This window comes from Stenotrophobium rhamnosiphilum, assembly GCF_003052265.1.
Taxonomy (GTDB): Bacteria; Pseudomonadota; Gammaproteobacteria; order Nevskiales; family Nevskiaceae; genus Stenotrophobium; species Stenotrophobium rhamnosiphilum.
Genome location: NZ_QANS01000003.1, coordinates 231,568 through 250,495, shown reverse-complemented (window position 1 = coordinate 250,495; position 18,928 = coordinate 231,568). Strand labels below are relative to the sequence as shown.

Annotated in this window: 24 protein-coding genes; 9 read left to right on the top strand and 15 right to left on the bottom strand. The window is 55.0% G+C overall.

Going from position 1 to position 18,928, the window contains the following annotated elements; all coding sequences use genetic code 11:
- Position 1: 1 nt before the first annotated feature.
- The 9 genes from CJD38_RS08680 to CJD38_RS08640 are packed head-to-tail and all read right to left on the bottom strand — an operon-like array spanning position 2 to position 7,901.
- Complete coding sequence (locus CJD38_RS08680) at positions 2-1,228, bottom strand: NAD(P)/FAD-dependent oxidoreductase (RefSeq protein WP_240783572.1); 1,227 nt, start codon at positions 1,226-1,228, stop codon at positions 2-4.
- Positions 1,221-3,557, bottom strand: a complete 2,337-nt coding sequence (locus CJD38_RS08675; RefSeq protein ID WP_161554195.1) for an MMPL family transporter — start codon at positions 3,555-3,557, stop codon at positions 1,221-1,223. Before CJD38_RS08675 ends, CJD38_RS08680 begins: the two co-directional genes overlap by 8 nt.
- 26 nt (positions 3,558-3,583) lie before the next feature.
- The gene (locus CJD38_RS08670; protein WP_107939944.1) at positions 3,584-4,234 is read right to left on the bottom strand and encodes a LolA family protein; all 651 of its coding nucleotides are present in this window, start codon (positions 4,232-4,234) and stop codon (positions 3,584-3,586) included.
- Entirely contained in the window at positions 4,231-4,650 is a 420-nt protein-coding gene (locus CJD38_RS08665) for an acyl-CoA thioesterase (RefSeq protein WP_107939943.1), read from the bottom strand. The genes CJD38_RS08670 and CJD38_RS08665 overlap by 4 nt, the downstream gene beginning before the upstream one ends.
- Positions 4,647-5,399, bottom strand: a complete 753-nt coding sequence (locus CJD38_RS08660) for a glycosyltransferase family 2 protein (RefSeq protein ID WP_107939942.1) — start codon at positions 5,397-5,399, stop codon at positions 4,647-4,649. Before CJD38_RS08660 ends, CJD38_RS08665 begins: the two co-directional genes overlap by 4 nt.
- A 21-nt stretch (positions 5,400-5,420) precedes the next feature.
- On the bottom strand, positions 5,421-5,762 hold the full coding sequence (locus tag CJD38_RS08655) for an ApeI family dehydratase (protein WP_146165959.1): 342 nt from the start codon (positions 5,760-5,762) through the stop codon (positions 5,421-5,423).
- Between the two features lies 1 nt (position 5,763).
- Positions 5,764-6,021: an acyl carrier protein gene (locus tag CJD38_RS08650; RefSeq protein WP_107939940.1), complete on the bottom strand. Its 258-nt coding sequence runs from the start codon at positions 6,019-6,021 to the stop codon at positions 5,764-5,766.
- Positions 6,022-6,063: 42 nt separating this feature from the next.
- Positions 6,064-6,891: a lysophospholipid acyltransferase family protein gene (locus CJD38_RS08645; protein WP_107939939.1), complete on the bottom strand. Its 828-nt coding sequence runs from the start codon at positions 6,889-6,891 to the stop codon at positions 6,064-6,066.
- Complete coding sequence (locus CJD38_RS08640) at positions 6,888-7,901, bottom strand: chorismate transformation FkbO/Hyg5 family protein (RefSeq protein ID WP_107939938.1); 1,014 nt, start codon at positions 7,899-7,901, stop codon at positions 6,888-6,890. The genes CJD38_RS08645 and CJD38_RS08640 overlap by 4 nt, the downstream gene beginning before the upstream one ends.
- A gap of 204 nt (positions 7,902-8,105) precedes the next feature.
- Between CJD38_RS08640 and CJD38_RS08635 the strand changes: the two genes are divergently transcribed.
- The 8 genes from CJD38_RS08635 to CJD38_RS08600 are packed head-to-tail and all read left to right on the top strand — an operon-like array spanning position 8,106 to position 13,888.
- Positions 8,106-8,387 (top strand): phosphopantetheine-binding protein, encoded by a 282-nt coding sequence (locus tag CJD38_RS08635; protein WP_107939937.1) that lies wholly within the window; start codon positions 8,106-8,108, stop codon positions 8,385-8,387.
- A gap of 10 nt (positions 8,388-8,397) precedes the next feature.
- Positions 8,398-8,994: a COG4648 family protein gene (locus CJD38_RS08630; RefSeq protein WP_107939936.1), complete on the top strand. Its 597-nt coding sequence runs from the start codon at positions 8,398-8,400 to the stop codon at positions 8,992-8,994.
- Position 8,995: 1 nt separating this feature from the next.
- Positions 8,996-10,270 carry an AMP-binding protein gene (locus CJD38_RS08625; RefSeq protein ID WP_107939935.1) on the top strand — a complete coding sequence of 425 codons (1,275 nt, stop codon included), beginning with the start codon at positions 8,996-8,998 and terminating at the stop codon, positions 10,268-10,270.
- On the top strand, positions 10,267-10,572 hold the full coding sequence (locus CJD38_RS08620; protein ID WP_107939934.1) for an ApeI family dehydratase: 306 nt from the start codon (positions 10,267-10,269) through the stop codon (positions 10,570-10,572). The genes CJD38_RS08625 and CJD38_RS08620 overlap by 4 nt, the downstream gene beginning before the upstream one ends.
- Positions 10,565-11,467 (top strand): lysophospholipid acyltransferase family protein, encoded by a 903-nt coding sequence (locus CJD38_RS08615; protein ID WP_107939933.1) that lies wholly within the window; start codon positions 10,565-10,567, stop codon positions 11,465-11,467. Before CJD38_RS08620 ends, CJD38_RS08615 begins: the two co-directional genes overlap by 8 nt.
- Positions 11,467-12,642, top strand: coding sequence for a beta-ketoacyl-[acyl-carrier-protein] synthase family protein (locus CJD38_RS08610; protein ID WP_107939932.1), 1,176 nt, complete (start codon positions 11,467-11,469; stop codon positions 12,640-12,642). Before CJD38_RS08615 ends, CJD38_RS08610 begins: the two co-directional genes overlap by 1 nt.
- On the top strand, positions 12,639-13,430 hold the full coding sequence (locus CJD38_RS08605) for a beta-ketoacyl synthase chain length factor (protein ID WP_107939931.1): 792 nt from the start codon (positions 12,639-12,641) through the stop codon (positions 13,428-13,430). Before CJD38_RS08610 ends, CJD38_RS08605 begins: the two co-directional genes overlap by 4 nt.
- Positions 13,427-13,888 carry a hotdog family protein gene (locus CJD38_RS08600; RefSeq protein WP_146165958.1) on the top strand — a complete coding sequence of 154 codons (462 nt, stop codon included), beginning with the start codon at positions 13,427-13,429 and terminating at the stop codon, positions 13,886-13,888. Before CJD38_RS08605 ends, CJD38_RS08600 begins: the two co-directional genes overlap by 4 nt.
- On the opposite strand, the gene CJD38_RS08595 is transcribed toward CJD38_RS08600, so the two are convergent.
- Positions 13,885-14,307 (bottom strand): hypothetical protein, encoded by a 423-nt coding sequence (locus tag CJD38_RS08595; RefSeq protein ID WP_146165957.1) that lies wholly within the window; start codon positions 14,305-14,307, stop codon positions 13,885-13,887. The two genes, CJD38_RS08600 and CJD38_RS08595, sit on opposite strands and share 4 nt — an antisense overlap.
- A gap of 158 nt (positions 14,308-14,465) precedes the next feature.
- Here CJD38_RS08595 and CJD38_RS08590 point away from each other — a divergent pair, with 158 nt between their 5' ends.
- Entirely contained in the window at positions 14,466-14,894 is a 429-nt protein-coding gene (locus CJD38_RS08590) for a hypothetical protein (protein WP_107939928.1), read from the top strand.
- A gap of 3 nt (positions 14,895-14,897) precedes the next feature.
- Here the strand turns inward: CJD38_RS08590 and mnmE are convergent, their stop codons facing one another.
- The 5 genes from mnmE to rpmH form a co-directional block, all read right to left on the bottom strand.
- Positions 14,898-16,262, bottom strand: coding sequence for a tRNA uridine-5-carboxymethylaminomethyl(34) synthesis GTPase MnmE (gene mnmE / locus CJD38_RS08585; RefSeq protein ID WP_107939927.1), 1,365 nt, complete (start codon positions 16,260-16,262; stop codon positions 14,898-14,900).
- Positions 16,263-16,337: 75 nt separating this feature from the next.
- Entirely contained in the window at positions 16,338-18,074 is a 1,737-nt protein-coding gene (gene yidC / locus CJD38_RS08580; RefSeq protein WP_107939926.1) for a membrane protein insertase YidC, read from the bottom strand.
- Positions 18,075-18,079: 5 nt separating this feature from the next.
- Positions 18,080-18,310 carry a membrane protein insertion efficiency factor YidD gene (gene yidD / locus CJD38_RS08575; protein WP_107939925.1) on the bottom strand — a complete coding sequence of 77 codons (231 nt, stop codon included), beginning with the start codon at positions 18,308-18,310 and terminating at the stop codon, positions 18,080-18,082.
- Positions 18,295-18,648, bottom strand: a complete 354-nt coding sequence (gene rnpA / locus CJD38_RS08570) for a ribonuclease P protein component (protein WP_107939924.1) — start codon at positions 18,646-18,648, stop codon at positions 18,295-18,297. The genes yidD and rnpA overlap by 16 nt, the downstream gene beginning before the upstream one ends.
- Positions 18,649-18,707: 59 nt before the next feature.
- Entirely contained in the window at positions 18,708-18,842 is a 135-nt protein-coding gene (gene rpmH, locus CJD38_RS08565; RefSeq protein WP_107939923.1) for a 50S ribosomal protein L34, read from the bottom strand.
- Between the last annotated feature and the right edge of the window lie 86 nt (positions 18,843-18,928).

The following is an 18,928-nucleotide window of genomic DNA, read 5'->3' as shown; positions in this document are numbered from 1 at the left end:
TCTAACTCCCCTTGCGGCAAGTTTTGGCCAATGCATCCAAGCGCTGCAAAGTCTTGTAACCCGTGTATGGGTTGCTCTTGTCCCAAGCGTAACCTGCCAATACCGAACAGATCATTCGTTTGATTGTGGGGTCCTGCTTCTCGTAGTAGAAGATGTCCTGCAAACGACCGTCATACCAAGTATCAACAAAAGCGCGGAATGTTTCGACGCCGTAGCGTAACGGCTCTTCGAATTCCGCCTTCCAGTCAATGCTTTCGCCTTTGAGTGTGCGCTCCACCAACGGTACCGCCATGTGTGCAGACTTGAGTGCGATGGTGACGCCAGACGAAAACACTGGATCAAGAAACTCAGCTGCATTCCCTAGCAGCGCAAAGCCCGGTGCAGCCATCGTGCTGACATTCGCCGAATAACCTTTTAGCTCTCCCACTGGGCGGAAAGGCTGGTGATTCTTCAGCAACTCACGCAGTTGCGGATCATCGTTGGTCAGATTCCATAAGCGTTCTTCATATGTCGCGCCTCTAGCACTCAGTTGCTGCTCAGTGCCCACGACACCCATTGACGACAGGCCATTCGAAAACGGAATCAGCCAGAACCAAATATCGCGATGCTCGGGATGCGTTGTCACGCGAATTTTCTGACGATCAAAAGCGCCTGAAGGAATCTTGTCGTACACCTGCGTGTAGTAAGCCACACGGACTGGCTGGTTGGTCGGCGACTCCAGCTTCAGCAAGCGCGGCAGCGTGCGGCCGAAGCCGCTGGCATCGAGCACAAACTTCGGCGTGTGAATTTCGATATTGCCCTGCGCATCACGCGTCGTGATCTTGGGCTTGCCATCGACAAACTCAGCGCCAGTGATCTCTACCTCGAAGCGAACTTCCGCTCCCATGCGTTGAGCTTCTTTGATCAGGATATGGTCGAAATCCGCACGGATCACTTGGTAGGTGTGTCCGTAACCTACTGAAACTTTCTCAGCAAAGTTGTATTCCGTGTACTTCCCACGCCAAGCGAACGCTGCACCATTCTTGAACTGAAAGTTTGCCGCTTGTACGGCTTCTAACATCCCCGCTTCATCAATCAGTCCAAGGCTCTGGGCCAACAGAGACTCACCAATCGAGAAGCGTGGGAACAACTGCTTTTCCAACACCAGCACCTTGTGCCCGCGCTGCGCCAGTAGCGCTGCCGCAACAGCGCCCGCAGGGCCCGCACCAATAATCAGTACATCAGTCATTACGTAATTCACCATGTGAAACAGCGCCCGCGGGTTGCGCCAATATTTGGGCCACCACGACAGCAAGAGTAATACCGATCAGCATCGTCAGGCCAAAACTGTGAATGAATGGCGTGCTCGAAAATGCCAGCATGCCAAATGACAGCAGCGCTGTAGCCGCGCAGACCAACACTGCGATCATCGATGATAGCGGTGACACGCGGCCTTCACGCAGGAAGATGGCGTAGTCGATACCGATACCCAACACCAGCAAGAGTGAGAACGTGCTGAACAAATTCAGCGCCTCACCCATCAAACCAAAAATGCCCAAGGTACCGACACTCGCGAGCGCAGGACTCAGCACCACACGCAGCGCACTGCTGAAACCATAACGCAGTGAGAACAGCAGCAGCACGCCAACGTAGCCCAGCGCCACAATCCACAAGGTGATGCGCTGATAACGTGCCAACAGTTCCGAGATGTCCCCGACTTTGTCGACCAAACGCACGTCGGCTTGCTTAATCGCACGCAGCACAGCGATATCGCGAATACCGCCGAGCGTGACGACACTGGCGTAACGATCAGAAATTTTGCCTAACCAGAGATGCCGGTAGGAATCGGATGCGGCACTGGCCAGCCAGCCTTGCGCCGTCAATCGCGCGCGCGTACCGGCCTGTGCCTCTGCGAGTCGTGTTGCGATCTGTGCCGGTTCATAACCTAGCTCAGTCAACATGCGTTGCAGCAATCCATCAGGTGCGTATGCCGTGCGCAATAACAATGCAGCGTTATCAGCCTGCGCTTTTTGTGAAGGCAGTGCGCGCGTCACTGCAGCGTAGGAACTAATCGCGCCTTTTGCTTGCAAGGCATCGAGCTTTGGCAAGAACGCTTCTTCATGCTGCAACACTTCTTCTTCGCTACTACCGGTAATGAGGAAGAACTGCGATTCCGTCGGGTTGTTCATCAGCGCACGAACGCGACGTTCACTATCGACCAACTGCGGCGGCGTCGATTGCATCAAGTGCAAGTCGTTCACGACGGTCAAACGCATCAGACCGACAGCGGCGACCATGACGATCAGCAACAGAATCAACATTCCGCCTTTGCGTATCGGCTGCGGCAACAGTGCACGCAATATTTTCTCGATGGCCGGTGAAATGTCTGGCGCCTGCGGCGGACGCATCATTGGAAAAAGACAAAGCACGCAACCGCAAGCGACGGTCAGACCCACTGCGGAGAACACGGCGATCTGACGCAGACCGGGAAACGGCGCAACCATTAACGCGGCATAAGCCGTGAGCGCCGTGCCCAAGCCAAGCAATACTCCCGGCGCCACATGACGCACCGCATCGCGCCCATCCCAACGACGCGGCACGCGAAACGCGTCGGTGAGAAAGTACGTGGAGTAATCGGCGGCAACGCCGATCAAGCTGGATCCAAACACCAGCGTCAGCAGATGCACGCGTCCAAAAATCCAGTGACAGGCAATCAGTGCCGCCATCAAACCTAAAGCGATGGACCCAGCGGACATCAACACCGGGCGCATCGAGCGATGCACAAACAACAGCAGCAAAATGGTTCCGATTAAAGACACCAACCCAAATGTCGCGACTTCATGGTGCGCTTGTTTGGCTGCATAGGCTGCGTGAGGCAACAAGCCAGATACCAAAACGTCTGCGCCAGCTGCGCGGGCTTTTTCGGTTGCGGCTTCAATCACCGGCATCACCGATTCTTGCGTCGTGCTGGCAAACGGACCCTCACGCGTTTCGGCAATGACCAGCACCCAATGTTTGCCCTCACCTGCAACGCTCAATACGCCGCCATCTAGTTGCACTTTGCCAAGCGGTGGAACTTGCGCCATTAAAAAGTCGCTGAGCAAACCCAACGGATCTTCAGCCGGTGTTGCCGGACGCATCAACCCCGCTGGCGTATAGAGCGCACGCTGTGCATCACGATACAAAGCCTCACCCTGATCTATGGCGAGACGTTCGCGATCCAGTGCCGAGAGCAGTGAATGGCGATAAGCCAAATAAGCCTTGAGTGTTTCGCCAATGCGATTGCGCACTTCGTATTGCACGTCAGCAATACCTTCACCGGCTTTCAGATCAGCGGCAAAGGTCGCACCAGCAACGCGAGCATCTTCAGCATTGCGACTGCCGACAAGAATTAAAACTTTACGTCCGGCCTGATCAGAAAACTCGCGCAAGGCATGATCGACGACCGGATCGTGTTGTGCACCCGGCAGCAACGCCAAGATATCGGTCTCAGTGCTGAGATTGCCTTTGAGATCCGTGAAGAACGCGCCACAAACCGCAAGCATCAGTGCGAGCCAAATGAAAAAGCGTAGACGCACCCCGCGGGCTCGTATTGCTTCCGTACTCATTTTTTGAATAGCGCCGCTTCTTCTGCGGTTAGCGGCGTTGCATTGCCCTTGCTCGTCAAAGTGATTTCAGTGCGGTCACCGTGGGCATCCCACATTTCAACTTTATCTACGCGGCTCGCGCCGGTGATGACAGTCTCACTCATCACGCTGCGCATCGCGCTGGATTTTGGACGTAGGCCCATCGTCCAAGCATCGCGTTCACCACGCTGACCAAATAATTCGAAGTTAGCTGCGAGCGCGCTGGGGTCCAAAGCAAAGATTGAGAAGAACACATCACCAACTACTCGTAAGCCTGGCTGCTGTGCTGCAGTCAGTCGCGTTGCAACTTTGCCGCCATCGAGTTGCGCCATGCTCTCTGGCGTCAAAATAAATTCCGAATCAAAAGGCAGTTGCGTATGCCACCAGATGCCTTGCTCACGCGAAATCACGTAATTGCCGCTGGATTTAAGTGGCTTTGGAAGGCCGCTGAGAAATTTGCGCTGCACAAAACTACCGCGCAGTACGGGCGTTTTTGCCAACTCGCGTGCTGCGGGTGCAATGATCTGTTTCAGTTGTTCTGCGTTAGTCGCTTGATCAAACACTGGCGCAGCAGCGTTTGCACTAAATGCTGCCGCGATCAACAACATTGCGAATCGGTGCATTTTCATTGACCGACTCCCAGTTTCTTCAACAGAATTTCTGGCGATGCCAAATTCATTTCGCCATTGGCGATATCAACCGCCACTTGTGTGGTGAAACCTTTGGTCAAGCGTTCGCCACTGACACTATCGGTCATCAGATAATCGATCTTGAGCCGGTATTCCCACTCAACAATCCGTGCACGCACTCGCACTTTCTGTTTGAAGCGCAGCGGTCTGACAAAGCGCGCCTGAAAATCTATGAGCGGCCATGCATAACCACTTTCGGCCATGTGGTCGTAGTTGTAGTTGAGCGTTTCCAACAGTGCGCAGCGTGCTACTTCAAAATAGCGCGCGTAGTTGCCGTGCCAGACAATGCCAGCAGGATCACAGTCGTGAAATGGAATCTCGATCTCGACTTCATGTTGCAGCAACGGCGCACTCATACAGATCTCCGCGAACTGAAACGCTGCCACAACAGACGCGGCAGGCGGGCCAGCATGCCGAAGAATAGCTTTGTGTGCATCCAAGAGATGCGCAGGTTGTCGCGCGTCATATTGAAATGCGAGACGCCATCTAGTGGATAAGTGACTTTTGTCGGCACTGACAACACCGACGCACCCGCCCAGAACATGCGCACCATGATTTCAATGTCGAAATCCATGCGTCGGCCGATGTGCTGCGTGTTCCAAATATCCAGTGTTGAAGCCAAGGGATAAACCCGGTAACCGCACATGGAATCTTTGATCTGGAATGACAGCGTGTGAATCCAAACCCAGAAGTGCGTGATGTAGCGACCATACAGTCGACCGCGCGGAACCGAGTCATCATAGATCGGCACGCCTGTGATCAAAGCCGTGGGATTGGATTCGGCAAGCGCTAGCAGTTTTGGAATATCGGCAACATCGTGCTGCCCATCGGCATCCAGTTGCAGCGCGTGCGTAAATCCTTCTTGATTCGCGGCAGCACAACCAACCATGACGGCTTGGCCTTTACCGGCATTGGTGCGATAACGAATCAAATGCAGCCACGAGACTTCGCGTGCAGCCAAGGCTTCGAGCACAGCCGTACAACGTTGATCACTACCGTCATCGACTAACCAGCAAGGCAAGCCCGCGGACTTGATCGAAGCCAAGGTCTGCGCGATAGCACCTTCGTGGTTGTAAAACGGAATTACGATGCAGGGCTTGAACATAGTGTTAGTGGCGTTGCGGACTCAATCCGCGAACAGCACTCGCCCCGACGAAACTGTGGCGCCATCACGCAAATAGCGAAAATCCAATTCGCCCTTGCTGTTATGGCTTAGTGATAGTTGCAGCTCATTGCCGGGCATGATGACCCGTAGGAATTTGAGCGCGGTGAGTCGTTTGAAATTGGGCGGCAGTGTGAAATGACGGCGGCCCTGTTGAATCGCCCAGTCAACTTGCACCACGCCCGCCAACATCGGAAATCCGTCGAAGTGCCCTTTGAACTGCTCAAGCTCAGCTTGAAGCCTTAGGCTCAGGTGAACCGTTTCACCATCGCGCGTTGTCGAAAGGATTTCCGGCTCAGTGATCAATTTAGGCTGCGGGCGCGTTGAGTAGATTGTGCAGCGTCTCAACTACGTCGTTCACTGTGCGCACTTGCTTGAATTCTTCGGCTTGGATTTTCTTGCCGGTGATTTCTTTGAGCTTGATCACCAAGTCCACGGCATCAATGCTATCGATATCCAACTCGGTATACAGATTGGACTGCAATGAAATTTTGGTCGGCTCGATCTCAAAAAGCTCGACCAATACCTCGCGCAATTTCTCGTAAATTTCTTGCTTGTTCTGCATAACCCACCACCACTCCCAAAATCTATTTCTTTTATAGGCGGATTATACGGGCACAGGGACAGTGCCGCCGATACGCGCACAGACTTCCGCAGTCTGGATCGCGGCGCTTTTTGTAAAGTGATCCTCAAGGTATTCGGTGATGTGCCGAGCAGCGGCGGCACGGCTCACGCCCTCTTGTAAAAACCGCGATAAGGCCACCGGCTCGGCGGCGGTGATGGTGACGTGAAATGGTCTCGATGGCACTTGGTACCACGGTTCATTTTTGGTCAGCGTGGTCGGCACCACGGTGATCGTCACCGGCAAAATCTCAACACTTGCAGCCAGCGCAATTTGCGCCGCGCCGCGCTTCATATGAATGGGCTGACCCGGTTTGCTGCGCGTGCCTTCTGGAAACATCAGCAGCGAATTACCCTCGCGTAGCGTGCGTGAACAATCTTCGATCAAACGCTCGGGATCACCATTGGGGATATAGCCCGCCCATGAAGCCGGACCGCGCATAAATGGATTGCGCAAGATGGCGGGCTTGACGATGCAATCGATCATCGGGATGAACGAGATCATGAACACCACATCCAACAGGCTGGGGTGATTAGCAACGATCAAACGTCCTGGCTGAGCGAAGCGTTCGATTCCGCGCACCTCCCAAGTCAGGATGCCGACGGTTTTCATAAACCAGACAAAGAAGCGCCAGCTATAATGCACCACGCGCTGCGAAGCGCGCTTGGTCTCGGCAGCATCGGCGCTCAAAAGACGCACCAGCGGAAGCACGGTCAGCGACATCAACACGCCACCGATACCAAAAATGGCGAAGCTCAATCCGGTAACGAATACACGCCAGCCGTAACCCAAGCGCTGACTCAGCATATTCATTGCGCTGTCCCAGGCATGGCATAGATGCCTTCGACTTCCAGCAGCAGATCACGGCGGCAGATATCGCCTTCCATACAGAGGATCGGTGTCGCCGCGCCGAATAGCTGCGGAATCTGGCTGCGAAGCGCAGGTAGATAATGACGATCGCGCAGATAAAGCTTGAGCCCTAGCGGCGTGCACTCGCTGGCGTCTTGCCCGGCGTAATGGTGATCAAGCGCGTTCTGCACCAATGCGCGAATGTTGTTGGCGACCTCATTGAGCTGCATCGCAGGGTCATCTAAATGTTGGCTGGCATGACCAACAATGCTGGCCGTTCCCGACACATATAAATGAGCGCCTTCGGCCCAGCGCCGCAACGTGGCGCGCGAAAAGCTCGGGCTGCGAGGGCCATATTCACGCGGATAACTGAACGCGCTGACTTGGCGCGGATTCTCCACTTGGATTCCCGGCGATTTGCCCGCAATGAAATAAATATTGAGTCCGCTGCCATGCGTACCAATCGCGGTTGCTGCTGGCAGGTTCAATTCAAATCCCGGCTTCAGCGAGAGCGCACGATGGCGACCCAGACTGAACTGGCGATAACGCTCGGCATCGCCATCGCCTTGCGTGATGTCCGCCATGTAAATCCACACGCGCTGCCAGCAGGGATAGCCCAGCTTTTGCATCAGCCGATCCAAACGCACATAGGTACGAAAGGAGGCGTTATCGATATGCAGCAGATCAGATTCTTCGAGCCGGATACTGCCGAACAACACTTCACCATTGATGGCGTAGTTGATGTTGTCGTCGATGCCATGCTGCACCGGCGTTTCGCTGCGCCAGAGTTGCGCCTGCGGCGCAGCATCGAGCTGCTCGAGTTCGATGGTGATGCTGCGCGGATCATCAATAGGCGGCAGATTGCGTCCAAAGCGAACGCAGGCCAGCGTCTGCTCATCAATCTTCGCGACAGACTCGTCGACATAACTGACACTATAAGGACGCACGGTTGGATCTGGTCGCACAGCCGTCATACACGCCATCCGCGTGCGTGTTTGTCGCTATCCACAATGTTGAAAATAATCCGCATTAATTTTAATCGTTATATATTTAATAACATGCTGCACGCTTCATCGCGTTACAGAACGTTGCCCTTTCGTGCGAGAATTTAGACCAAATAGCGTCTAGCGTATACCGCTTCCATCAGCGGTCTAATTACAAAATTTCCGGGAGCAATTATGTCGGCACAGTCGGCAGAAGAACTGGCTTTGGCACAACTGTTGGTGCAATCACTGAATCTTGATGGCATTGAACCGGGCGCGATCGCGCCGGACGCTGCTTTATTTGGCCAAAACCCCGGCAGTCTCGGGCTGGATTCCATCGACGCGCTCGAAATTGCGCTCGCGATCAGCCAGAAATACGGCGTCGAACTGAAGTCCGACGACGAAGCCACCAAAAAATCCTTCGCCTCCCTGCGCGCACTCAGCGCTTTCGTGCAGCAGAAGCGCGTCGGCCAATAAGAACGCCTTAATGCCAGTCCTCGTTCTGGCGTATCCGGTACTCGTGCATCTGGCGATCATGCTGCATCGCATTGAGTTGCAGTGGCTGGCGCTGTGCTGTTTGGCCGCGATTCCGCTCTACGCTGGGCTGCGCGCCTTGCGTCCGCAAAGTTGGTTGCTGCTGCTGGTTGCGATGGCACTGCTCTGGGGACTGACGCATATCGGTGGCAGCCACTACATTTTGATGCTCCCGCCGGTGCTGCTGCCCGCACTCGGCGCATGGTTCTTCGGCCGCACTTTGCTGGCCGGTCAATCGCCGCTGATTACGCGCATGGCGCTGGTCGAACGCGGCGGGGTGTTGCCGCAAGAGCTCTACAGCTACACCCGCAATATCACTTGGCTTTGGACTTTGCTGCTCGCGGGCATGTCGCTGCTCAATGCTGCGCTGGCCATTTGGGCCACGCCTGAGCTGTGGTCTTGGTGCACCAATTTTCTGAACTACGTGATTATGGTGCCGGTGTTTGGGCTGGAATATTTGTATCGACGCCTGCGCTACCGACATCTGCCGCATCCAGGCGTGATCGGTTTCATCCGTAATATCGCCACCACCAATTACCGCAGCCTCTGATATGGCCGCGTCCACACTTCCGCTGATCACTGCCTATCACCCCAGCGCCGTATTGGCCTGGCGTGCCGATGGTCCAGTGACTCAAGGGACGTTCGCTGCAGAAGCCTTGGCACTAGCGCAGCAACTACCGCAAGGTCGTTATGCAATCAATCTCTGCGAAGACCGCTACCGTTTCATGCTGGGACTTGCTGCGGTCTGCCTGCGCGGCCAAAGCAATCTGCTGCCCGCGAGCAACGCACCGGCTGTTGTAGAAGCGTTGCTGCAGCGTTATCCAGAAAGCTATGTGTTGAACGACAGCATGGCAGTGGCGAGTGCTGGAAAAATTCCTGCTCGTGCGCCCCGCATCGCTGCGGATCATGTTGCTGCGATCGCATTTACCTCTGGCAGCACAGGCGAGCCGCAAGCACACGCTAAATCCTGGCGCGTATTAATGCGCACCGCACAGCTCGCACGCAAAGTTTTTTTGCCGGACATCGACGCCGTCAATGTTGTCGCGACCGTGCCGCCGCAACATATGTATGGCCTCGAAACCAGCGTGTTCTTTGCACTAGCAGCGAATTGCGCGAGCCATCACGCCAAGCCGTTTTTTCCTGCGGATATTCGTGATGCGCTTGCAGCTGTGCCCGCGCCACGACTATTAATCAGCACGCCGATCCATCTGCGTGCATTGATGTCGTCTGGCATCGTCTTGCCGCCCGTGCAACTCATTATTTCTGCCACCGCGCCGCTTACTGCTGAACTGGCAACACAGCTTGAACACGCACTCGGCGCACCCGTGCGTGAAATTTACGGCTGCACCGAAGCGGGCAGCATGGCCTCGCGGCGTAGTTGCGAGACGGATCAATGGCAGTTGCACCCACGCATGCGCATCTCGTCACAGCAAGATGCGGTATCGATCAGCGGCGCACATCTGAGTGAAGCAATTACTGTTGCTGATGATGTGGAAATTTCTTCTGCACGTCGTTTCCGTTTAATCGGTCGAAATGCCGACATGCTTAAAGTTGCAGGCAAGCGCGCTTCGCTTAGCGACCTCACACAAAAGCTATTGGCTGTTCCGGGCGTTGAAGACGGCATTCTGTTTCTGCCGGATGGCGCTGCACGCCCTGCGGCCTTAGTGGTTGCGCCGTCCTTAGCTGAAAGCGAAATCCTGCGCGCGCTGGCACCGCAAGTCGATGCCGTATTTCTGCCACGCCCGCTCCGTAAAGTCGCGCAACTGCCACGTAACGAACTCGGCAAATTGCCGTACGCGCGATTGATGGAGCTGTTGGCGTCATGAACGAATACCGCAGCAGCGCCAGCATTGCGGCAGATCATCCCTGCCTAGACGGACATTTCCCGGGCAATCCGATTGTTCCGGGCGTGGTGCTGCTCGAGTTGGTTGCTGGCGCAATGCGTGAATGGCAGGGCCCGCAAGCTTGGATTCGAAAATTCAACCACACAAAATTTGTTGGCTTGCTGCGTGCCGATGAATTGGTGGAAATCTTGCTGCAAGGCGATAACACACAAATAAAATTCCGCTGCAGTTGCGGGGAACGCCTGCTGAGCCAAGGTACGTTTGAGTGGGCCCGTCATGGCTGAGGCTTGGGATCAACAACAAGAGCGCAGCAATACGGTGATGCTGCGTTTGATCTTATGGATTGCTCGCAGCCTCGGCCGACCCGTTGCGCGACTCTTGCTGTTTCCCATCGTCGGCTATTTCCTACTGACTGGCGGTAGCGCCAAAAAAGCTTCGCGAGATTTTCTGCGGCGGGCTTTGAATCGTGAGCCTCGCTGGCTTGATCACGCCAAGCATTTCCATACCTTCGCCAGCGTCATGCTGGATCGCATGCTGATTCTTTCTGGCAACAAGATGAAGCTGGATATGCAGATGAATCAGCCGCCAGAAGTTGCCACCGCAATGCGCTCTGGTCGTGGCTGTTTATTGCTGCTGGCACATCTCGGCAGCTTCGAAGTGCTGCGCGCACGCGCGGTCAGCGAAACCGATCTTCGCATACGCATCCTGATGGACATGGCATCGAACCGCATGTTCAGCACCTTGATTCAACAGCTCGATCCGGTCTTTGCAAAAAGTGTGATCGATGCTTCACAGCGTGGCCCGACGCTGGTCTTGGCGCTGAAGGAAGCACTCGCTGAAGATGCCGTCGTCGGCACCATGGCTGATCGTGTGCGTGACGACGAGCGTGCTGTCAGTGTTGAATTTTTGGGTGGCACTGCACAGCTGCCTGCAGGCCCATGGATTTTGGCGAGTGCCCTAAACGTTCCAGTGATTCTGGCGTTCAGTCTCTATCGCGGCGGCAATCATTACGACGTGCAATTCGAACTTGTCTCAGAAAAAATTGAGCTGCCGCGTAGCAGTCGCGAACAGGCCCTGCAAAATTACGCGCAGCGTTATGCCGACTGTATGGCGCATTACGCAAAGCAAGCTCCGTACAATTGGTTCAACTTTTACGATTACTGGACTAAGACTCCTTGATGCAGCCGCTCGGCATATCGCACTACACCGTCACGTCCGCCGCCGGCCGCGGACGTGATGCGCATTTGCGCGCGCTGCGCGAAGAACGCACCGGGCTGCGCCACCAGACTTTTGAAACCTGCCCGATTCCTTGCTGGATCGGCGAAGTCGATGGCCTCGATGTGCCGCTGCCTGCAGAACATGCGGAATGGGATTGCCGCAACAATCGACTCGCATGGCTAGGCTTGCAGCAAGATGATTTTCTAAACGCCGCACTGCAGCTGCGCGAACGTCACGGCGCGACACGCATCGGCGTATTTATTGGCACCAGTACTGCAGGTGTGTTTTCGACAGAGCTCGCGTATCGCGAGCGTCGTGAGACGCTGGGACCTTTGCCATCCTGGTTCAACTACCGCACCACGCAAAGCTGCTCATCGCCTGCGGATTTTGTGCGGCGTGTACTCAAGCTGGAAGGTACGGCGATTTCGATCGCCACAGCTTGTTCATCCAGCGCCAAAGTTTTTGCTTCGGCACATCGTGCGATTTCAGCCGGGCTTTGTGATGCAGCGATTGTCGGCGGCGTTGATAGTCTGTGCCTGACCACGCTTTACGGTTTTAATTCTCTGCAGTTGGTCTCGCCGGAAATTTGCAGGCCTGCGGATGCGACACGTCGCGGCATCTCGATTGGTGAAGCTGCGGGTTTCACAATTCTCGAAAAGAATACTTCCGGATTAGCGCTGCTCGGCTACGGTGAAAGCAGCGATGCGCATCACATGTCTGCGCCACATCCAGAGGGCGCAGGTGCAGCAGCGGCGATGCGAGGCGCACTGGAGCGTGCAGGCCTTACAGCTTCGGATATTAATTACGTCAATCTTCACGGCACCGCGACACCTGCCAACGATGCCTCAGAAGATCAGGGCGTCTGCACCTTACTCGGCACTGAGACACCGTGCAGTTCTACCAAAGGCTGGACCGGCCACACGCTAGGCGCCGCTGCGATTACTGAAGCTGCTATTTCATTGCTCTGCATCAGTCATGATTTTCTGCCGCGCAGTCTCAACACGCAGCATAAAGATCCCAACCTGCGCAGCAATATTTTGCTGGCTGCCCGCGAGACGAAAGTACGGCATGTTCTGTCGAATTCATTTGGCTTCGGCGGCAGCAATTGCAGCCTGCTGTTTGGGACGTTGCCATGAAGTGCCTATTTATTGAATCGCTCGGCATTGCTGCGCCAGGTCTTGCAGGCTGGTCACAAGCACGCGCTGTACTGCGTGGACAACAGCCTTACGTCGCGCAAGAATTGGAAACGTATCAGCCCAATTTGCTGCCACCGAACGAACGTCGTCGCGCAACACCGGCTGTGCGTCTTGCGTTTCGTGTTGCAGAAGAAGCCGTCGCTGGCTCAAGCCTGACTGCGGATCATCTTGCAGGGGTGTTTGCCACTGCCGAAGCAGACACCAGTGTTTTGCATCGCATCTGTAGTGCACTCGCCGAAGATTCGCGTGCGGTGTCGCCTACCGATTTTCATAACTCAGTGCACAACGCTGCTGCAGGTTATTGGAGCATTGCTGCGGCTGCGAAACTGCCATCCGTCACGCTCACTGCACACGATGCGACATTTATGGCGGGGCTTATCGAAGCCTATGGTTTGGTCCACGGCGATGGTTATAGCGTGCTACTCACCGCGTATGACTTGCGTCCGCCTGAGCCATTGTTTGGTGGGCGCCCTTTGCTATGCAATGCGGGTGTCGCGTTGGTTTTAACTGCGGAACGCACTGAACGTTCTTTGGCGCAGCTCGACATTGCACCAACATCCGTCAGCGAAACAACGATGCGCGATGCGTCATTGGAAACACTGCGCTTAGGCAATCCAGCTTGTCGCGCGCTACCACTAATGCACTTATTAGCTGCAGAAGAATCTGGCGATGTTTGTCTGGCTGGGACCGGTGAGCAGCGTTGGCAATTGCGGGTGCAGTGGCTGTGAGTGACTCACGCTGCAATGAGACTGAAATTCGCGCGCTGCTGTTTCACGCAGAGCGCATGGTCTTGTGGCAATCGGTTGAAGCGTGGGATGACAACAGTTTGAGTTGCAGCACTTCCACGCATAACGACGTAAAGAATCCTTTACGTCGCGACGGTGCCTTATCGTCGATTCATCTTGCTGAATACGGCGCACAGATGATGGCGATTCACGGGGCGCTGCTCGTGCGCAAAAATACGGGCGGCACACTGGCTCCCGGCGTACTGACTTCGCTGAAGGATTTCGAGATGCACGTTCCGCGCATTGACGACATTAGCGCTGTGCTTACAGGAACCGCGAAGGTTCTGATCTCCGGCGCGTCAGGCTCAATTTATGAGTTTTCAATTGATGCTGGAGATCGTCGTGTTGCGAGCGGTCGCGTCTCAGTATTGACGCTGCCGGGTGCCACGACCTCGACTTAAGCTTTCTCTTCCGGCTGTTGATCGTCGTCGACTTCGGTTTCAGTGCCATCAGCAGCAACGATTTTCTTTCTCGGCTTCATGCCGTCGTCGTCCAGATCGCGTGGAATGGTCCAGTCTTCCAGCATCATGCCGAGCTGCTCCATGTCATCCACCATGCGCTTCAACACCTTGCGATTGCCACGTGCCGCAAGGCCCGAGTTATTGCGGGGAATCAGCGTTTCGAAGCGCTCCAGCATCATCGCTCGATCCTTGTGCGGCAGGCCGTTGGACTGCTTGGAACGCGCCCACGACATGACGATCTGATATTCCTGCGCCGTGGTCACAAAGCCCTGATTGGGCATGGCAACAATCACCAGATCACCGTTACGGCTAGCGCGGCCGCCGTTCAATGCGCTATCGAGGATGCTCTTGGTTGCCACGTTTACTCCACGTTTATAGGGTTTGAGCATAGTCCCTTCCTGCGTTCATCACAGGGGACCGCCCATTTATCGCTAATTTTGATGCATCCGTTTGCAGCTAATTGCACTATATGTGTCTAGCCGCTGTCCAAGCGTCACCCCCTTAGGAGGTTTTGGTCATGAATATCTTCCGCACTACCGCGATGGCATCTCTAGTCGGCATCACCCTGCTGGCAGGCTGTGCTTCGCCTGAGCGTCGCATCGAGAAAGATCCAACGAGTTACAGCAAGTTGACGCCGTTGCAGCAAGAACAGGTTCGCAAAGGCGATATCTCGATTGATATGCCGGATTTTGGCGTGGAACTCGCTTTGGGCAAAGCAGACAGCATCACCGAGCGCGTCGACGTTAAAGGCTCGGTCAGTATCTGGCACTACAAGAAGCAAGATACCACCACGACCTCAGTCGACTACATCGGTTTTTATAACCCGTACTTTTATCCTGGGTTTGCGCCGGTGATTGTTAACAACACGCAGCCTGCCGGTGATCGCGTTCGCGTGTCTTTCAGCAATCAGAAAGTGATTGCAATAGAACGCGAGTTGAAGCGCTAAGTTCTATTTCCCAATACAAAACTGGCTGAAGATTTTACCGAGCAAGTCGTCGCTACTAAATTGCCCGGTAATCTCAGCCAGTGCTTCTTGAGCAAGTCGTAGTTCTTCTGCAGCGAGTTCTGGCGTAACGCCTTCCAGCAATCGCGCTTGTGCATCTTGGCTAAACGCCAGCGCGCGACGCAGCGCATCCACATGACGTGTGCGTGCGGAGAAAATTCCTTCTGCGTTATCGGTGACGCCGGCGATACGTTTGATCGCTTCGGTTAATAACTCCATACCCGCGCCGTCTGCTGCGCTGAGTCGTATTAATTCGTAATCGTGACTCGTCGCAGTATTCGGCGGATGGCCGCTAAGATCGCATTTATTTGCGATCACTAAAACTTTAAGTTGCGTCGGCAACTGTCGCAGCAACGCTTGGTCTTCTGGCGTAATGCCGACACGATCATCGACGAGATACAACGCAATTTCTGCTTGTGCCAATGCGGCCCAAGCGCGACGAATCCCTTCGCGTTCGACCGGATCATCGGATTCGCGCAGACCTGCGGTGTCTACGACCGTCAGCGGCAAATCATCCAGCACAATATTTTCACGCAACACATCGCGCGTGGTGCCAGCGATTTCGGTCACGATCGCTGCGTCGCTGCCTGCGAGACGATTCAGCAGTGTGGATTTGCCGACGTTAGGTTGCCCGGTCAACGTCACCGTGATGCCTTCACGCAAACGACGACCGCGTGCAGCCTGTGTGATCAGCGTGTGCAGATGCTCAATCAACGTTGCCAGTCGTGTGCGTAGCTTGTCGTCTGCGAGCCAGTCGATATCTTCGTCAGAAAAATCGAGTGCGCCTTCGATGAATACGCGGAGCTGAATCAACTCATCAACGAGCGCATGAATACGTTTGGAGAATTCACCATCGAGCGAACGTGATGCAGCGCGCGCTGCTTGTGCGCTGGCTGCATCAATCAAATCGGCAATCGCTTCAGCCTGTGCCAGATCGATTCGATTATTAAGAAATGCACGCTCAGAAAATTCGCCGGGTCGCGCCACGCGTGCGCCGAGTGCGCAAACACTGCGCAGCAACAAATCCAACAGCACCGGTCCGCCGTGGCCTTGCAGCTCTACGACATCTTCACCGGTAAATGAATTGGGCCCAGGGAAGTACAACAACAAACCTTGATCAATCACCGTTCCATGCGGATCACGAAAATGTCGCAGCGCAGCTTGTCGCGCTTTCGGCAAAGTGCCCGCAATTTGTTCTGCGATGTGTGCGGCCTTGGGGCCGGAGAGTCGCAAAATACCCAGCGCGCCACGACCCGGTGGGGTCGCGACGGCGGCAATGGTTTCAGTGTTGGTTTTTACAGATGTCTGCATGACTTATGTTGCATCACCTGTTGTGATCTGCAGAGGCTCGGACACATTGGCGCCGAGCCTCTAAGAAACGTTAGATCAAGCCGTTTTACGAACGGGTGTTTCGTTTTCGAGTTTGCGCGTGATGTACCACTGCTGCGTGATACCAGCCAAGTTCGACACGAACCAGTACAGCACCAAACCTGCAGGGAAGAACGCAAAGAATGCGGTCATCATGATCGGCATGATCTGCATTACTTTCTGCTGCATCGGATCAGCAATCTGCTGGCCCGACAGCTTCTGCTGCACGAACATGCTGATACCGAACAACACGGGCAATACGAAGTAAGGATCGGCTGCGGAGAGATCGTTGATCCACAATGCGAACGGCGCTTGGCGCAGTTCTACGCTCTGCAACAATACCCAATACAAGCCCATGAAAATCGGGAACTGCAACAACAGCGGCCAGCAACCCGCGAGCGGATTGAAGCCTTCTTTCTTGTAGAGATTCATCATCTCTTTGCTCATGCGCTCACGGTCGTCGCCGTAGCGTTCCTTGAGATCTGCAATGCGCGGTGCGAATTTTTTCATCTTCGCCATCGAGCGGTACTGCGCTTCCGACAACTTGTAGAGCAGGCCCTTCACAGCCAGCGTCAACAAGATAATCGCAAAGCCCCAGTTGCCCGTCAGCGTGTGGAATTTCTTGAGCAGCCAGAACAGCGGCTTGGCGATTGGCGTGAGGATGCCGTAGTCGATGGCGTATTCGAGACCTGGTGCAACGGTGTTCATGCCGTGCAGATCAAAGAAGGCGAGTGGATCACCTTCTTTCGGTTTGCCGATGCCGTCCTGCAACTCGGGGCCGATGTAGAGATGCGTGCTGAAATCGTGCTGCGTTTGTGGCGCAACAACTGCGGCGCTACCTACGTACTGGCCAAGGAAACCTTTGGTTGCGCTTGGCTTGGCCGAGAAGGTGTTGGCTTCGCCTGCTGGTGGAATCACGGCGACAGCAAAGTAATGCTGCAACATCGCAATCCAACCGCCTTGCTGTTTGGTGTTGAGCGGTTCTTCAGCCAGTTCATCAAACTTCAGCTTCTTGAAGCGGTAGTTGGTCGACTCTGGTTTCTGCTCGTAGAACGCAACACCGGTGAAGGTGCTGATGCCCATGTGATGGCTGCTGCTATCTGCAGGCGGCGTGCGCCACATGCGAACGTAAGGGCTTACCGAAATATTGGCAGCGCCAGCGTTCTTCACGCTCTGCACCAATTCAATGTCATAGCTGCCGCGCTTGAAGCGATAGGTTTTGCGCAGCGTGCTGCCATCGGCGGCAACAAAATCGAGCGGCACTTCAAGCGTGCTCGCATCGTCTGCCAACTTGTAGCTGTTTTGTGCAGAGGTGAAAGCCGTCTGCGGGCTCGACAGAGGTTGCTCGGGTGTTGCCAAGCCGCTCTGCAACACGAACCAGTTGTGGTCCTTATCGCTGAGCAATGCAAAGTTATTGTTCGGCTGATCCTTGGCAACTGGATAACCCACCAACTCCACGCGACGCAGTTCGCCGCCGGTCAGTGAAATATCAATCGCGAGCACATCGGTCTGCACGTGGACGCGTGCGCCGCTTTCAACAGCTGCGCCAGGCGTCGTCGTTTCTGCTGCGGCCGCAGGCTTAGCAGCCGTTGCGGTCGACGCCGTTGGAATTTCATCAGCGATAGCAGGTGCTGCATTTGCTGTTGTTTCTGCTGGCGTTACGGCAGCAGGTGCAAAGTCCTTGACCCATGCTTGATACATAAAGAACAGCACGGCGCCCAAAAGGGCGATCAGGATAAAACGGCGGTTTTCCATCGCGGTTACTCGTTACTTTTTTGTTTATCAGGCACAGGATCAATGCCACCCGGATTAAGCGGATGACAACGGCATATACGGTGTACGGCCAGAGCGCTGCCTTTTAGCGGACCAAAGCGCTCAACAGCTTCGATAGCATAACTGGAACAGCTGGGATAAAAGCGGCAACGCGGGCCCAACAGCGGACTTATAAAGCGCTGGTAGGCACGAAAAATGTAAATCAGGACTTGGCCCATCGCTCGGCCACCCGGGTCCACAACTTTTCGAGTTGCAGACGGAGTTCTTCAGCAGGAGCGGTGGCGGCAGCTGTGCGCGGCAAAATCACCAAGTCGACGCAAGGCAGTCGATGTTGGTTAAGCCGGAAGCTTTCGCGGATATGTCGCTTGATGCGGTTGCGATCGTGAGAATCTGCAACCGCTTTTTTTGCCACGGCGAGCCCCAATCGCACTTGTTCGCCTTGGCCTTTAGAAACGACAGCACTGAATAAAGGTTGCTGTTCGCGTCTGCCACCTTCAAAGGTAGCTTTAAAATCGTCTGGTTTTAATAGACGGGCGCGCCTAGGGAAGCGCGCCATGGCATCACCATTAACGACGAGGGGTACAGCGGGCGTAACGGTCGATGCCGAAACGTCTGTTACGGGATCAGACGCTTGCGGCCCTTGGCGCGACGACGCGCCAGCACAAGGCGACCACCTTTGGTGGCCATGCGAGCGCGGAAACCGTGGGTACGGGCGCGGCGCAGATTTGACGGCTGGAATGTACGTTTCATGAAACACCAATCACAGTAAATCTAAAAAGGGCGCGGATTCTAGCGTGTTACCTTCCGACCTTCAAGAGAACTGTGGATAAGTCTGG